Origin of the sequence: Amycolatopsis sp. FU40 (assembly GCF_021903635.1) — a bacterium.
Classification (GTDB): Bacteria; Actinomycetota; Actinomycetes; order Mycobacteriales; family Pseudonocardiaceae; genus Amycolatopsis; species Amycolatopsis dendrobii.
Genome location: NZ_CP091381.1, coordinates 9,393,472 through 9,409,322, shown reverse-complemented (window position 1 = coordinate 9,409,322; position 15,851 = coordinate 9,393,472). Strand labels below are relative to the sequence as shown.

Here is a 15,851-nt window from a genome sequence, read left to right as displayed (position 1 = left end):
CGCCAGCACCGCCAAAGCGCCCACCAGTACCTGACGAAAGCCGGCGCGGGTTCGCCAAACCGTCGCCACTCAACGGCGAAAACCGGCGGCAACCCCCGTCCCACGCTTTCGCCAAAAACCGGCAAAAGTCTTTGACCTGCAGTAACGAGAGGTCAGAAGCCGTACTCGTAGGCGATCAGGTTGACCCCCGGATGCGGATGCCAGTCCCGCCCCGGCAAGCGCCGGAACCCGATCCGCTCGTAGAGCCGGTGCGCCTTCCGCATCACGTCGAGGCTGCTCAGCACGACCCGGTCGACGCCGAGTTCCCGGCCCCGAGTCAGCACCGCCTGGGTGAGCGCCTCCCCGACCCCTCGCCCGCGCGCCGCCTCCGCGACCGCGAGCATGCGGAACTCCAACTCCCCCGGCCGGGAAATCTCGGACAGTTCGCTCCCCGGCTGAACGATCGCGACCGAGCCAAGGACCTGTCCGTCCGGACCGACCGCGACCAGCAACTCAGCGTGCTCAGCACGTCCCGACACGTCACGAAGTTTCGCCTCGTATGCCGCGTCCGTGTCGAAGAAACCCTCGATCCGGTAAGCCTCGACAGTCACCTCGCCGAGCGCCTCGAACTCATCCGGCCGCGCCGGACGGATCTCCACCTCACTCATCGCCGCCCTCAGCTTCCTCGTCCGCACCGGTGTCGAGCGCCAATTCCGCGGCCGCTTCCGGGCCGCGCTCCAGCAACGCACGGAACCCGTTCTCGTCCAGCACTGGCACCTTCAACTGCACAGCCTTGTCGTACTTCGACCCGGGAGCATCGCCCACTACGACGAACGCCGTCTTCTTCGACACAGACCCCGCGGCCTTGCCGCCCCGCGCCATGATGACTTCCTTCGCTTCGTCACGGGAAAACCCGTCCAGCGAACCGGTCACCACGATCGACAAGCCCTCGAGATTCCGCGGGATGGACTCGTCGCGCTCTTCCTCCATCCGAACCCCGGACCGTCGCCATTTTTCGACGATTTCCCGGTGCCAGTCGACCTCGAACCATTCCTGCACGGCGTGCGCGATGGTCGGGCCGACGCCGTCGACGTCCGCGAGCTCCTCCTCGCTCGCGTCCTCGATCCGTTGCAACGAGCCGAATTCGCGCGCGAGCGCCTGTGCCGCAGTCGGCCCGACATGCCGGATCGACAGCGCGACGATCACCTTCCACAGCGGACGGTCTTTCGCCGAATCGAGGTTCGTCAGAAGCTTCCGCGCGTTCGCCGACAGGTCGCCGGCCTTGGTGCGGAACAACTCCACCTCGGCGAGCGCCTCCTCGGTGAGGTCGAAGACGTCGCCCTCGTCGGCGACCACCCTGGCGTCGAGCAGTGCGACCGCCGCCTCATACCCGAGCACCTCGATGTCGAACGCACCGCGGCCAGCGAGGTGGAACAGCCGTTCCCGCAGCTGCGCAGGACAGAACCGGGTGTTCGGGCACCGGATGTCCTTGTCGCCTTCCTTTTGATAAGCGAGTTCCGTGCCGCATTCCGGGCATTCGGTGGGCATCACGAATTCGCGCTCGTCACCGGTCCGCGCGTCGACGACGGGGCCGAGCACCTCGGGAATCACGTCGCCGGCCTTGCGGATCACGATCCGATCGCCGATCAGCACGCCCTTGCGCTTGACCTCCTCTTGGTTGTGCAGCGTCGCGCGCGCGACCGTCGAGCCCGCGACCTTGACTGGCTCGGTGACAGCGAACGGCGTGACCCGTCCTGTGCGTCCGACGCCGACCTGGATGTCGAGCAGCGTCGTGATCGCCTCTTCCGGCGCGTATTTGTACGCGATCGCCCACCGTGGCGCACGCGACGTGGTGCCGAGCCGGCGCTGCAAAGCGACCTGATCGACCTTGATCACCACACCGTCGATCTCGTGCTCGGCGTCGTGCCGATGTTCACCCCAATAGGCGATGTGATCGGTGAGCTCCTTGCCCGTCCGCAGCACTCGCGTGTGCGGCGACACCGGCAATCCCCAAGCCGCCAACGCGTCATAGGCGTGCGACTGCGTAACCGGCTCGAAACCGTCGCGCTTGCCGAGGCCGTGGCAGATCAGCCGCAGCCGGCGCTCCCTGGTGATTTTCGGGTCCTTCTGCCGCAGCGACCCGGCAGCCGTGTTCCGCGGGTTCGCGTACGGCGGCTTGCCCGCCTCGACCATCTTCGCGTTCAGCTCAAGAAAGTCCTCGACGCGGAAGTAGACCTCGCCGCGCACCTCGACGAGCTTCGGCACCGGGAACTCGTCGGTGCCGGTGAGCTGGTCCGGCACCTGATCGAGGGTGCGGATGTTGAGCGTGACGTCCTCGCCCGTACGCCCGTCGCCGCGGGTAAGCCCCCTGGTGAGCTTGCCGTTTTCGTAGAGCAGGTTGATGGCCAGGCCGTCGATCTTCAGCTCGGCCAGGTACTCCGTGGACCCGATTTCCTTCTCGACCCGTTCGACCCAGGCGAGGAACTCGTCGGTGTCGAAGACGTTGTCCAGGCTCAGCATGCGCTCGAGGTGGTCGTGCGCGGTGAACTCGGTGGAGAACGTGCCGCCGACGTTCTGGGTCGGCGAATCCGGCGTGACCAGCGCCGGATATTCGTCTTCGATCTCCTGGAGGTCGCCGAGGAGCGCGTCGAACTGGCCGTCGGAGACGATCGGCGAATCCAGCACGTAGTACCGGAACTGATGGCCGCGGATCTCCTCGGCAAGCGCGCCGTGCCGCTCGCGCACGTCGGCCGGTACGTCGGTCACGTCCTGGGCGGCCTCCACGGCCACCTGGTCTTGGGGAAGGTCGGTGCTGCTCACAGGTGGTGAGCCTAGCCGGAGGCACCGACACTTTCGTCCGGTTGCTCCGTCAGCCCGCGGACCAGCTCCCGGAACTCCAGCAGATCGATCGTGCCCTCCGGCACCGCCTCAGCGGTCTCGACCCGGCGAAGCCGCTCGGCGGCCAGGCGCTCGCCCAACGTCGCGTCGAGCGGCAGGAATGTCATCGTGGTGCGGGAAGCCTCGTCCAGCTCCGCAAAAGCCGGATGATGGACCGCGACGTCAACCACGCCGTCGTCCACCTGTGCGACAACCCGGACGTCGGCGAGCGAGATCCGATGCTCGCCCAGGTTCACCGTCACCTCGGTCGGGTCCGGGACCGGAGGCACCGAATCGTGGTACTCCCAGATCGCGTCGTCCGGCGGTCCAGCCGCTTTCCACGCGTCGGTGTACGGGCGCAGCTCCGGATCTTCCTGTCCGCTGACGACCAATGCGTAAATGGCGGTCCGGCCGCGTTCGAGCGAGAAGTGCAGCCGCGGATGCAACGTCTCGACCAGCACACACAGGTCATGCTCGACCCGATGCGGCTCGCCTTCGCCCAGCGCGGCACTGACCTCGGGCAGAAGGTCGTACCACCCTTCCCAGAACGCGGCTGCCGCAGCGGCGGCGTCGGACGGCACCTGCTGTTCAGGCCATGGCGTACGGGGATCTGGCGGCGCGGCCTCGGCTTCCGAGCGGCGACGACGGAACAAACGCATGATTCGGAATTCCCCCGGTTGTTTCTCTTCGCCAGCCACGGTACGCGCCACGACAGCGGCACGTCCGCGAAATCACCAGTTCTCGGGCGGCTCCACGAACCCTTTGCCCAGGTCGCGACTAAGAGCGAGAGCCCGGCGCATCCACTCGTTAGTGGCACCGGCCAGACCGCATGCAGGCGTCGGAACAGCACGCTCGGCCAGGATTGAACGGTTGAATCCCAGCCGGTCCACGAGCTTGAGCGCGGGCGACGCTAAGTCCTTCAGGCTCGGAGCCGTCACCGGGTCCGTGGCTGGTACAAGCCCTAGGAAGAACGAGATACCGCTGTCCCAAGCCTCGCCGATCTCATCCAGAAGCTCGGCGGACGCACCGGCGAGCATGCTGACGTCGAACGCAATGGCCCCAGCATCCGCAGCACGGAAGAGCGCGATCGGAGGGCGCGGAGCGCAGCAGTGGACGATCACCGGCTGCCCAGTCAGCGCGCCGATCCGTTCGATCGTCGTCGCGAGCAGCTCCCGAACCTCAGGCTCAGGTACCGCCGGCACGTTGCCGTATCCCGATGGAGTCGGCAGTTTTCCAGCGAGAACAGCAGGCAACGACGGCTCGTCGAGCTGCACGACCACCGGCGCGCCAGTCCTCGCAGTCAGCTCCGCGACGTGCTGGGCGAGCCCGTCGAGCAGCGACGCGGCGAAGTCCCGCAACGCCCCGCGGTCGGTGAGCACCCGATGTCCGCGGGCAAGCTCGATCCCAGCGCCGAGCGTCCAGGGCCCGGCGATCTGGGTCTTGAGAACGGCCGGCGCACCAGTGTTCTCGCGGGCGGCCTGGACGGCGTCGAGATCCCACTGGAGCAGGTCACGCCCACGACGATGGTCGTGACCGGGCCGCCCGGCGACGCGGTAGCCGCTGGGCACAACCTCGACCGCGAGGTCCACGAGCAACGCCGCGGTACGGCCGACCAGGTCGGCACCGACGCCGCGAGCCGGCAATTCGGGCACATACGGGAAGCCGGGAAGCTCTCCGAACACCACGGCGGCGGCCTCGACGGGATCGGTCCCCGGCATTGACCCGATTCCCGTCGCCGCGCCCGCGGGCCAAGGTCGTTCACTCACAGGCCGGATTGTCGCGGAACGTACGGGCGGCGTCAGCACCGCCCCTGTGGACAAGCTTCACCCAGCCGCGCGGCAATAGCCGGACATTCGCCGCATATCCCTTTGCCTGCACCGAATTCGCGGTCACCGCGTTAGTCTGGATCGTCATGACCAGCTCCGCCCCGACACCGCCCGGCAAAACACCCGGTGACGCCACCGCCCGGGAGCCGCATCGGGGCAGCATGCCCGGAACACCGGGCCGCCGGGCTTCAAGCCGCTCCTTTGAGCGGACTCTCTTCACAGAGCCGCTCCTTTACGTCAGCCGAGAGGCGCGGCCAACCGCCGCCGGCCAGGAGTACGGCGTGTTCGACCGCCACGGCTTCCACATTGGCGGCGTAGCCGTCACGACGCCCAGCTTTCTGCACAGGGTCATTCAGCATCTGTGGAAATCCGACCAGCACGTCAGCCGCAGGTTCGAGGTCCGCGACGCGAACCAGAGCACTGTCCTCAAGGTCGAGAAACCTTCGAAGGACCCGCTGGCCCGCTTCGTGGTCACCCGCGCGGACGGGACACCGATCGGCGAGATCGTCCCGACCGACGCAGGCCGCGTCCGTTTCACCCTTCGCGCCGAAGGCAAGACGATCGCCACCGTCATCGCCAGTGGCCGGCAACGCTGGGAAGTCACAGTGGAAGACCCAGCCGGCACCGAGGTCGCCCAAGTCGGAGTTCCGTCGCCGGAGCTTTCGCCGATCAGCGGCAACGCCTGCCTCGCAGAGATCCCGCAGCAGGTCCCCGAGCCGCTGGCCAGCATGCTCGTCGCGACAACGTTGACTATGGACCTCGCGCTCACCGCGCGACCCGGCTGATCACGTGACCGGTGTCTCAGCCCCGCCAGGTGGACAGCGACCGAAATACGGCCCAATGTAAGGAAAGTCCGGGACGCCGAGGTCCCGCCTGGACGGAGGTCGCCGTGGAGCCGTTGCCCGAAGGCAGTAACTCGAACTGGGCCGATCCCGGGGTCTACGAAGTGGCTGCGGGCGTCTACCGGATCCCCTTGCCTCTCCCGAACGACGCCCTGCGCGCGGTCAACGTCTACGCCATCACCGACGGCACGAACCTCGTGCTCGTCGACTCGGGGTGGGCCCTCACCGAATCTCGCCAGCTGCTGGCCGACGCGCTCAAGGCGATCGACGCCGAGCTCGGAGATGTCCGCGAGTTCCTCATCACCCATGTCCACCGTGACCACTACACACAGGCAGTCGCGCTTCGGCGCGAATTCGGCAACCGGATCGCCCTCGGCAAGCTCGAGCAGCCTTCACTCGACGCGAGCGCCAACCCGAACCAGTTCCCCATGCAAGCCCAACTCGACCTCCTTCGCCTAAGCGACGGGCACGAGGTCATCACCGCGCTCAGCAAGCTGTTCGGTTCGGAACCTCGCCACACCGAGGCGAATCTTTGGGAAGAGCCGGACGAATGGCTGACGCCCGGCCGACGGGCGGTGCTGCCCGACCGCGAGTTCGACGTAGTCCACACCCCAGGACACACCAACGGACATGTGGTTTTCGTCGACGGCGCAGCCAACCTGTTGTTCTCCGGCGACCACGTGCTCCCGCACATCACTCCGTCGATCGGCTTCCAGCCGGTTCCGGCTGAGTTGCCGCTGAACGACTATCTCGACTCCCTCCGCCTGGTTCGGGGCATGCCGGACCGGCGCATGTTGCCGGCTCACGGCCCAGTCACCGGCAGCGTGCATGCCCGCATCGACGAACTTCTCGAACACCACCGGCAACGTCTCGAAACGATGACGGCTCAGATCGAAGCCGGAGCAAGCACTGCTTTCGAAGCTGCGAGCCGCCTCGGCTGGACCCGCCGCGGCCGCAAGCTGTCCGAAATGGACGCCTTCAATCAGATGCTCGCCGTCCTGGAGACCGGCGCACACCTGGACCTGCTGGTTTCACAGAACAAGCTCGCGGCTGAAAACGTCGACGGCATTCGCCGCTACAAGACCACGTAGCGACCGACCGCACAGCACTCGCTCAATGGAATACTGATTCGCCGTGCCTCCTATCACTGTGAGACGAGCGCGAGCCGACGATGTCGAAGCGATCGTCCAGATGCTTGCGGACGACCAACTGGGAGCAACCCGCGACTCGCCAGCTGATCTGGAGCCCTACCTGCAAGCGTTCAAAACCATTGCTGCAGACCCAAATCAGCTGCTGGTCGTCGCAACGTCAAACGACCGGCCGGTAGCCACACTTCAGCTGACGATCATCCCCGGCCTCGCACGGCGCGGAGCGCTTCGCGGGCAAATCGAAGCTGTCCGCGTCCACCGCGATCACCGCGGCTCAGGCATGGGCGCACAACTCGTGCAGTGGGCCATCGACGAATCACGACGACGGGGTTGCAACCTGGTCCAGCTCACTTCGGACACCACGAGGACGGCAGCGCACCGCTTCTACGAACGGTTGGGCTTCGTCGCGAGTCACACGGGTTTCAAGCTGCATCTCTGATCACTCCCCTCCAGCAGCTGCTACCGTCCGCACGCTCGATGACCCCGCTTTCACCGTGCCAGAGTTGCCACGCAGAAGCCAAGCTATTGCACGATGGGTCCCTTCGTGCAATTTAGCTGACTGTGCTCGAATCAATGCGTATCGTGACGATCATGAGCCAGTCGACCACACCGGCAGAGCATGCCGACCAGACCAACAACAACACCACCGAAACCGCAGACCTCGCCTTCCTGCTTCGCACCATGCACGCGAACCTCAGCCTCTTTGATCGTCTGCAGCCAGACCAGCTGATGGCGGCGGTAAAGGACGCGAACCGGCAGATCGCGCGCTTGCAGGCGTTGCAGTTGCATTGCATGGCTGGCATACGAAGACGAAGATCAGACCCGCACGAACTGGCGTGCGAGCTCGCGATTGCCTTGCATGTCACCGATACCCGAGCCGGAGCGATGATCGATGCCGCTGAGGCCCTGGCCCAGCGTCTGCCTCGAACCTTCCGGCTGATGGATCAGGGCAAGTTCGACCTCTATCGCGCGATGAAAGTCACCGACGGCACCAGCCACCTGTCCGATCGCCATGCCCGGATGGTCGACTATCTGCTCGAACACCGACTGGAGGACAAGAACCCGACCCAAGTCCGCAAGGCTACCGCCTACGCCGCAACGAAAATCGACCCGGATGGCGCGATGAACCGGCTGGCTCAGCGGAAAGCTGAGCGTCGCGTCATCCTGCAACACCAGAGCGAAGGCATCTCGCGGTTCTCCGTCGACAACGCCTCGACTGACAAAGCTGCAGCGGCCTACCTCCGCGTCGACAAAATCGCGCGGTCGCTCAAGACAGGGGACGAGAAGCGCACTCTCGACCAGCTACGCGCTGACGTCGCGATCGATCTGCTGCTCAGCGGCAAGGGCGGCGTTCCAGAGCAAACCGAGGTGTACCTCTATGTCGATCTGGAGACATATCTAAATCTCAACGACAATCCTGCTGAGCTGGCTGGCCACGGTCATATCCCCGCCGAACTCGCGCGCCACATCGCGACGGGTCCCGACACGATCGTCCGCCGGGTCATCACTGATCCGCTGACCGGGCAAGTGATCGAGGTCGGCAAGTTCCGGTACCGGCCGAAGATCGATGTCGACGAGTTCGTGCGGGTCCGCGACCGTGAATGCCGACAGCCTGGCTGCCCGCGGCCCGCGCAGAACTGCCTCACGGAACCGACCGGGACTGACTCCGCACACGCAGACTCGACGTTGAGTTACTGCCTACGCCACCGCCGTCTCAAGAATCGAGCCGACTGGAGCTACGAGGTCATGCAGGACGGGAAGCTGATCGTCACGACGCCGACAGGCGAGACGGCTGAGAGCGCGCCTCCGCCACTGCACGACCCACAGTCCACGCCGGAACAACCTGGCGAGGAACGGCTAGGCGCATAGGGAATCAGCGCGTGCCAGAGATCTTGGCGCTCCCGAGCACAAGGTCACCAGCCTGGTCGTCTTGCCGATAAAGGACAACGACCTGGCCAGGTGCCACACCTCGCAGCGGCTCTCGCAGCTGGATGGAGACCCGTCCGTCTTCTTCCGCTTCGGCGACGGCATCGGCAATGCCTCCGTGCGCGCGAACCTGGACGGTGCATTCGGTCGGGCCGTCCAATGCTCGCCCGCTCGGCCAGATCGCCCGGTCCGCGTCGATGGCCCGGACACCGAGGTCTGCCGACGACCCGACCTTCACCGTGCCCGAAACAGGTTCAAGCGAAAGGACATACCGCGGTCGCCCGTCAGCTGCCGGCGCATCGATGCCGAGACCCTTCCGCTGGCCCACGGTGAATCCGTGCACGCCAGTGTGATGCCCAAGCACCGCGCCCGTCTCTGCATCGACGAGTTCGCCGGGACGTTCGCCGAGCCGCTTCTCCAAGAACTTCTTGGTGTCGCCATCAGGGATGAAGCAGATGTCGTGGCTGTCCGGCTTCCGCGCAACGGAAAGCCCACGCTGCTCCGCCTCGGCACGCACATCCGACTTCCAGGAGTCGCCCAGCGGAAACATCGCATGACGCAGCTGCTCTGGCTGCAGTGAAGCCAGTACGTACGACTGGTCCTTGCCTTCGTCCGCGCTGCGGCGAAGTTCCAACTCGCCGTCAACGGTCGCCAGGCGCGCATAGTGACCGGTCGCAACAGCGTCGAAGCCGAGAGCGAGTGCCTTCTCAAGAAGCGCCTCGAACTTGATCTTCTCGTTGCAAGTCACGCAAGGGTTGGGCGTGCGGCCGGCGGCGTACTCGCCGACAAACGTCTCAACGACCTCTTCGGTGAAACGCTCCGCGAAATCCCAGATGTAGAACGGGATACCGAGGATGTCCGCAGCCCTGCGGGCGTCGTGCGAATCTTCGATGGTGCAGCAGCCGCGGGAACCTGTCCGCAGCGTGCCAGGTTGCGCTGAAAGCGCCAGGTGCACTCCCACGACGTCGTGGCCGGCGTCCACTGCACGCGCGGCGGCGACGGCCGAGTCGACTCCTCCGCTCATTGCGGCCAATACCCGCATGCTTTACACCTCTTGCTTCTGCGTCTGCTTGCGCATGCCGGCGAGGCCGGCCTGTCGGGCACGGGTGACGACGCCACCGATCTCGCGAGCCAGCGTGTGCACGTCGTCCAGCGTCGACGTGTGGCCAAGCGAGAATCGAAGCGAACCGCGAGCCGCGGCTGCGTCCGCCCCCATTGCCAGGAGGACGTGACTTGGCTGCGCGACACCAGCGGTGCATGCCGAGCCGGTGGAGCACTCGATGCCCTTCGCGTCCAAGAGCATCAGCAGGCTGTCGCCCGCGCAGCCGGGGAAAGTGAAGTGAGCGTGGCTCGGCAAACGCTCGCCGTCGCGACCATTAAGAATCGCGTCCGGGACTTCCCGCAGGACCGCAGCAACGAGCTCATCGCGCAGCTTCTCAACTCGGTCCGCGTACTCCGCTCGACCGCTGATCGTCGCTTGCACGGCAGCGGCGAACCCAGCGATCGCCGGGACGTCGAGAGTGCCCGAGCGAACACTGCGTTCCTGGCCACCACCGTGGAGAACAGGGACGCATGAGGTATCCCTGTCGAGAAGAAGCGCACCGACGCCATACGGCCCGCCAAGCTTGTGGCCGGTCAGCGTGAGTGCTGCGGCACCGGAAGCAGTGAAGTCGACGGGAACTGCTCCGACCGCCTGGACGGCGTCGGTGTGCAGTGGGATCCCGTACTCGTTGCAGACCTCGGCGAGAGCAGCGACCGGATTGACAGTGCCGACCTCGTTGTTCGCCCACATCACCGTCGCCAGGGCAACAGTCTCCGGTGCCGATTCAATCGCCGCGCGCAGCGTTTCCGGCGAGACACGGCCCTGGTCGTCGACTTCGAGCCAGGTGATCTCGGCGTCCGAGTGCTGCTCCAGCCACTCGACAGTGTCGAGGACTGCGTGATGCTCGACCGTGCTGCAAAGGACGCGACGTCGGGCCGAGTCTTCGCCGTGGCGAGCCCAGAAGATGCCCTTGACAGCGAGGTTGTCACTCTCCGTACCGCCGCTGGTGAAGATAATCTCCGACGGCCGCGCCCCCAGAGCGGCGGCGATCACTTCGCGCGCTTCCTCGACGGCCCGCCGAGCTCGACGGCCCGAAGAATGCAGCGCAGAGGCGTTGCCCACGGTGGACAAAGCCTCAGTCATCGCCGCAATGGCTTCGGGCAGCATCGGAGTCGTTGCCGCATGGTCGAGATAGGTCATCGCTCTATCAGGGTAGACCGATGCGGCCTGTGACGAAGCTCGCCCCGGGCCCCGGAGTGGCACGTCACACCTGTTTCGGCCACCTGCTCGTGAGTTGGACGCCGAGCAACGCCAGCAGGACGAGCGCGATGCTGAGCAATCCCATCGCGGCAGAAGGCTGGGCGGCGGACGCGACCGCGGCCAGGAGCACCCCGCCGAGCCCGATGAGCAGCGCTGATCCGACCCAGTCGGCGAGTTGCATCGCGGAGGTGTTGAATCCTCGCTCCCCCTCCGGGGAGTAGCGCAGCAGGAGGACCGAGATAGCCGGCATCGCGATTCCCATCCCGGCCCCGCCGACCGCGCAAACGGCGAAGGCCACCCAGGCCGGGAACCACGATTGGGCGACAAAGCCGAAGCCGACCAAGCCAATCGCGACGAGTGCGAAGCCAGTACGCAGCGAGGCCTCGCGGGACCAGTCGAGGAACCGGCCTTGCAGGGCAGATGCGGCAGACCAGCCGAGAGCGGTGATGGTCAGCGGCAGGCCAGCGAGCGCGGGACTGTAGCCGTGAACGGCGGTCATGGTCAGCGGGAGGTACGCCTCCATGCCTGCGTATGCGCCGGCGATCAGAGCTCGGGAGGCAACCACCGTGGGCAATCCAGGACGAGAGGTCATCGTTCCGGCAGGCAGGAGCTTGCGCAGTGCGACGGCTAGCGCGACCAGACCCAAGCCTCCGTATGCGATCGCGGCAGGCGATGGGTGTTGCGCAGCCCAGCTCAGGGCAGCGACGCCAAGTGCAGCGACAACAGCGGCGATGACGCCCGCGCGGCGCCCGGCCGACAGCGGCACATGGGCGGGCAAGCGGCGAGTGATCTTGTAGAGAAGAGCGATTCCGATCCCGACCAGCGGAAGCAGTCCGAGGAAGACCCATCGCCAGCCCACGGTCACGGTCACCACGCCAGCGACGGATGGGCCGATGACCGCGGGAAGGACCCAGGCGGCCGCGTTCGCCGCGTAGATGACGGGGCGTTCGCGGTCGGTGAATGTCAGGGCAATCAGCAGCGAGACGGACACCAGCAGAAATCCCGAGCCGAAGCCCTGCAGCGCTCGGCCGACCAGGAGCGTCGGCATCGTCGTGGCGACGCCTGCGACAGCTAGCCCTGCGGCGAACAGAGCCGGCCCCACCAGGAGCGCCGGAGCTGGGCCGCGACGGTCGCCCAGCCGGCCGGACAAGACGGTAGCGACGACGCTTGCCACGAGGAACGTCGTGAACGGCCACGAGTAGAGCGCAAGACCGTGAAGTTCGGCGACCAGCGTCGGCATCGCGGTGGCAACGCCCATGTTTTCAAAGGCCACCAGCGTGACCACAAGCAACAGCCCGACGGTGACAAGGCGGTGTTCGCGGTTCCAGAGGACGCTCTTTCGAGGCTGCGCTTCGACGGTCTGGCTCATGATCGCGAGCTTGCAACCTCCAGCGCTCTGGAGGTCAAGCGGAGCTTTGGGGGTTAACAGAGGGGCGCGTCGCATCGGAGGAGTATCCGAGGCCTCAAGTTTGACGTTCCGCAGCTCACGCGGGATCGGGCGAAGCCCGTGGACGCAACGGCAGGGCAAGCGAGGGCGGTCGACGCGAGGAAGTCGATGACGCCGGGTAGCTGGCGACGTCATGCAGGTCGCCTAGACCGATGGATTGGGCTCACTTGCAGCTGTAAAGAACCACTGTCTGTGTCTCTACGCCGGGCCAGAGCTGAGTGGTCGAGCGCAGCAGGGCTGGGGTTTTGCCGTTGGCTGGCGAATCGCGCGTGCGGTTCGGAATGCGCCGGATGCTGGTTGGCTTTAAGTAGGACGTACGGCGACCGAAGGAGAGTGCGAACCGAGATGCGAGCCATCACTTTCGCCGAGTACGGCGGGTCCGAAGTGCTGCAACTGAAAGAGGTTCCGGCACCGGAGCCTGGCCCGGGGCAGGTCCGGGTCGCGGTCCGGCGCGCGGGGATCAACCCGATCGACTGGAAGATCCGTTCGGGGGCGATGGCTGGCGGCGCGGGCCTCAAAGCTCCGCAGATTCCGGGGCTGGAGATCGCCGGAGTGGTCGACGCGGTGGGCGACGGCGCTGAATTCGGCGTCGGAGATGAGGTGTTCGGCTGGTCCGCGACCGGCGGGTATGCCGACTTCGCGATCGGCGGTGCGATCGTTCGCAAGCCTGCCGACCTCTCCTGGGATGACGCGGCGGCGTTGCCGGTTGCCGGCGAAACTGCGTTGCGAGTGTTGCGGCTGCTCGACATCAAAGCTGGCGAACTGCTGGTTGTCCACGGAGCGAGCGGCGCTGTCGGTCGTTTCGCGACGCAAATCGCGGTCGCCTTGGGCGCGACGGTGATCGGAACGGCTGGACAGCACAATCTCGAGGAGGTGAAAGCGCTGGGCGCGATTCCCGTGCGTTACGGCGACGGGTGGCTGGAGCGGGTCCGCGAGGTGGCGGACCGACCGGTCGATGCGGTCTTCGACGCGTCTGGCCATGGCGTTTTGCCGGAATCGGTCGAGTTGCGAGGGTCGAAGGATCGCATCGTGACCATCGCCGACGGTGCGGCTTTCGAACTCGGACTGCCGTTTTCGTCCGGCGGCCAGGACGGGCAGACACAAGAGGTCCTCAACGAGATTCTCGGGTATGTACGCAATGGATTGCGGATTGCTCAGGGGAAGACATTCCCGTTGGAGGAAGCAGCAGCTGCGCAGGAGGAGAGCCAGAACGGGCACCCAGGCGGGAAGCTGACTCTTGCCGTTTCCTGACCACGAGCGTCGGCTAGGCTTGAGGACGAAACGGCTCGGCAGGTTGGCGTTGCCGGTCTGCGGCAAGCAGGCCGTTGCCGCTCAGTGGCGAAAAGGCTGAGCAGCGCGGGTAGACGCGCCGAGGGTAAGCGACTGTCGCCACTCAGCGGCGACAAACCTGGAGTGCGGAAGCTAGGCGCGTCGGCGCAAGTGATTCGTCGCCGTGAGGCAGATGACGGGGGCGGCGGTTACCTGCGACGAGCCGGGGAGCCGTAGCCATCCGGCGGCGAGGCGGGTCGGGCGGCTGTCGCCGTTGAGTGGCGAATGGGCCGGCTGCGGTCAGCCGAACGGCCAACGGGCTAGGTCGGAGAGCTGCGGAGAAGTGTCGCCAAAAAACGGCAACTCCCCTCCGCAGCCCTGTGACCAGGGTGTTCGTCAGTGCACAGCCGGCTCGGCCGACGAGGGACGGCCGACCAGAACCCGGCGGCGGCGCTGCGGCGGGATGCGGACTGTGCCGAGCGCCGAATGGATTGAGGCTTCGGCGAGAGCGGCCAGCGAACGACGGTCGTCGGCGCGGCCTGGGGCGATCTCCGGGCACACGTGCACTTCCAGGACCAGACCGCGCAGCGCGGCGACCCGGCGCAAGGACGCGATGAGCGATTCCGGCCCGATGAACGCCGGCTGGCTGGTCTCGCGGCCGTCGGCGAGTCGGTAGCGGAGGGCGATCGGCCGGACCGGAACGCCTCCGTCGATCGCGGCTTGGAAGGTGGCCGTCGTGAAGTGTCCGGAGGCTAGGCCGCACCAGGTGGTGCCCTCGGGAGTGACGTTGACGAGCGCGCCGGCGCGGAGGCTGTCGGCAAGTTCGGACATGGTGTCCGGCAGAGCGCGCAAACGGTTGCGGTCCAGGAAGATGCTCCCGCCGCGACGGACGAGCGTCCCCAGGATTGGCCAGGAGGCGATCTCGATCTTCGCGAGCGCGCGCATCGGGCGCAGTGCGTTGACGGCGATGATGTCCAGCCACGAGATGTGGTTGTTCACCACGAGCGCACCGCGGCCCGCCGGGGCTGCGAGGAAGTCCGCACCGCCCACCACGGACATCCGCACGCCGAACGCCCTCAGCACTGCCCGGAAGATCCGGCGCACCAAGCGCTCCCGGCCCCGGCCGCGAATCACCAGCAACGCCGGCGCGATCAGCAGCGCCGCGAAGACCACGGAACCCGCTGCGGTGAAACGCAAAATCCGTCGGGGCAAGCCGACCGTCGGCGCGCCTTCAGTGAGGCAACCGTCACCGCAGGGCGACGTCGGCATCCATGCGTGACTCATCCTTGCGCCCCGAGGAAGAACTTCAGGTACCGCTCGTCGACCTGCTGCAGATCAAGAAGGACGAAGAAGTCCGCGACCCCGAAGTCGGCGTCGAGGGCCGGCGGGCCGCACACTTTGGCGCCAAGCCGCACGTAACCCTTGATCAGCGGCGGAAGCATGGCCCGGTCAGGTCGCGCGATCGCGCCCGGATCCCAGGGGTTCAACGGCGAGACGCGCAACGAGTCGTCGGCGTGATGCTTGGTGCGCAAGACATCCCAGACGCTGGCGGCGTAGCTGCCGCCGTCGTTGATCGGGACCGAGGCGCAACCCGCGAGATAACGATGTCCGGAAAGGAGCATGTAGCGCGCGATCCCGGCCCACACCAGGCTCACGACGGCACCGCTGCGGTGGTCGGGGTGGACGCAGGACCGTCCGGTCTCGACCAAGGACGGCCGCAGCGCGGCGAGCGTCGTCAGGTCGAATTCGCTGTCGGAATAAAGCTTTCCGGCCTGCGCGGCGCGCTCCGGCGGGAGCATGCGGTAGCAGCCGACGATCTCGCCGGTGTTGTCGTCGCGGACCACGAGGTGGTCGCAGAATTCGTCGAAGTAGTCGACGTCCCGGCCGGGCTCCGGGGAATGCAGTTCCGCCCCCATCTCCTCGGCGAAAACCCGGTATCGCAGTTTCTGTGCGGCGAGCACTTCATCGTTCCCGTTGGCGACCAGAAGCGAATACCGCGGAGCGCCTGCGGGAAGGTCGGCACCCGCCTGATCAGTACTGACGAGGAGCTGTGACGACGTCATGGTCAAGGTGTACCTGCCGGTAAGCGGCCTCGGAGAGTGCCAATCGATGACCGGTCAGTGCACGTTGAGTTAATTGCGGGTTCTCAGGTTCCTCTCAGGCAGCCGAGAAAGCCCGGAGAACGCGGAAGGCCGCCGCGTGGCGTGCACGCGACGGCCTTCCGGGCGAAAGAAA

General features: G+C 66.3%; 15 protein-coding genes. 5 read left to right on the top strand and 10 right to left on the bottom strand.

What is annotated here, in order from left to right:
* Positions 1-152: 152 nt before the first annotated feature.
* From L3Q65_RS44585 to L3Q65_RS44565, 5 genes are all read right to left on the bottom strand, one after another.
* Positions 153-647, bottom strand: a complete 495-nt coding sequence (locus L3Q65_RS44585; protein WP_182892235.1) for a GNAT family N-acetyltransferase — start codon at positions 645-647, stop codon at positions 153-155.
* A complete protein-coding gene (ligA, locus tag L3Q65_RS44580) occupies positions 640-2,799 on the bottom strand; it encodes an NAD-dependent DNA ligase LigA (RefSeq protein ID WP_182892236.1) in 2,160 nt (719 codons plus the stop codon). Before ligA ends, L3Q65_RS44585 begins: the two co-directional genes overlap by 8 nt.
* 11 nt (positions 2,800-2,810) lie before the next feature.
* Entirely contained in the window at positions 2,811-3,515 is a 705-nt protein-coding gene (locus tag L3Q65_RS44575; protein WP_237598329.1) for a hypothetical protein, read from the bottom strand.
* A gap of 72 nt (positions 3,516-3,587) precedes the next feature.
* Entirely contained in the window at positions 3,588-4,622 is a 1,035-nt protein-coding gene (locus L3Q65_RS44570) for a methionine synthase (protein ID WP_237598328.1), read from the bottom strand.
* A complete protein-coding gene (locus L3Q65_RS44565; protein ID WP_237598327.1) occupies positions 4,615-4,770 on the bottom strand; it encodes a hypothetical protein in 156 nt (51 codons plus the stop codon). Before L3Q65_RS44565 ends, L3Q65_RS44570 begins: the two co-directional genes overlap by 8 nt.
* Before the next feature lie 193 nt (positions 4,771-4,963).
* On the opposite strand from L3Q65_RS44565, the gene L3Q65_RS44560 reads away from it, so the two are divergent.
* The 4 genes from L3Q65_RS44560 (at position 4,964) to L3Q65_RS44545 (ending at position 8,541) form a co-directional block, all read left to right on the top strand.
* Positions 4,964-5,467, top strand: coding sequence for a hypothetical protein (locus L3Q65_RS44560; protein WP_237598326.1), 504 nt, complete (start codon positions 4,964-4,966; stop codon positions 5,465-5,467).
* Positions 5,468-5,571: 104 nt separating this feature from the next.
* Positions 5,572-6,615 (top strand): MBL fold metallo-hydrolase, encoded by a 1,044-nt coding sequence (locus tag L3Q65_RS44555; RefSeq protein WP_182892240.1) that lies wholly within the window; start codon positions 5,572-5,574, stop codon positions 6,613-6,615.
* 100 nt (positions 6,616-6,715) lie between these two features.
* Entirely contained in the window at positions 6,716-7,111 is a 396-nt protein-coding gene (locus L3Q65_RS44550; RefSeq protein ID WP_220507515.1) for a GNAT family N-acetyltransferase, read from the top strand.
* Positions 7,112-7,263: 152 nt separating this feature from the next.
* Positions 7,264-8,541, top strand: a complete 1,278-nt coding sequence (locus L3Q65_RS44545; protein WP_237598325.1) for a DUF222 domain-containing protein — start codon at positions 7,264-7,266, stop codon at positions 8,539-8,541.
* Positions 8,542-8,545: 4 nt separating this feature from the next.
* On the opposite strand, the gene mnmA is transcribed toward L3Q65_RS44545, so the two are convergent.
* The 3 genes from mnmA to L3Q65_RS44530 all read right to left on the bottom strand — a co-directional run bounded on the left by mnmA (position 8,546) and on the right by L3Q65_RS44530 (position 12,269).
* Positions 8,546-9,640, bottom strand: coding sequence for a tRNA 2-thiouridine(34) synthase MnmA (gene mnmA, locus L3Q65_RS44540; protein WP_237598324.1), 1,095 nt, complete (start codon positions 9,638-9,640; stop codon positions 8,546-8,548).
* A gap of 3 nt (positions 9,641-9,643) precedes the next feature.
* A complete protein-coding gene (locus tag L3Q65_RS44535) occupies positions 9,644-10,840 on the bottom strand; it encodes a cysteine desulfurase family protein (RefSeq protein ID WP_182892244.1) in 1,197 nt (398 codons plus the stop codon).
* Positions 10,841-10,904: 64 nt separating this feature from the next.
* Positions 10,905-12,269 (bottom strand): MFS transporter, encoded by a 1,365-nt coding sequence (locus L3Q65_RS44530; RefSeq protein ID WP_182892245.1) that lies wholly within the window; start codon positions 12,267-12,269, stop codon positions 10,905-10,907.
* 423 nt (positions 12,270-12,692) lie between these two features.
* Between L3Q65_RS44530 and L3Q65_RS44525 the strand changes: the two genes are divergently transcribed.
* Positions 12,693-13,598 carry an NADP-dependent oxidoreductase gene (locus L3Q65_RS44525; RefSeq protein WP_237601013.1) on the top strand — a complete coding sequence of 302 codons (906 nt, stop codon included), beginning with the start codon at positions 12,693-12,695 and terminating at the stop codon, positions 13,596-13,598.
* A gap of 414 nt (positions 13,599-14,012) precedes the next feature.
* On the opposite strand, the gene L3Q65_RS44520 is transcribed toward L3Q65_RS44525, so the two are convergent.
* Both L3Q65_RS44520 and L3Q65_RS44515 read right to left on the bottom strand, forming a co-directional pair.
* Entirely contained in the window at positions 14,013-14,900 is an 888-nt protein-coding gene (locus tag L3Q65_RS44520; RefSeq protein ID WP_182892246.1) for a 1-acyl-sn-glycerol-3-phosphate acyltransferase, read from the bottom strand.
* A complete protein-coding gene (locus L3Q65_RS44515; protein WP_182892247.1) occupies positions 14,897-15,679 on the bottom strand; it encodes a GNAT family N-acetyltransferase in 783 nt (260 codons plus the stop codon). The genes L3Q65_RS44520 and L3Q65_RS44515 overlap by 4 nt, the downstream gene beginning before the upstream one ends.
* Positions 15,680-15,851 lie beyond the last annotated feature (172 nt).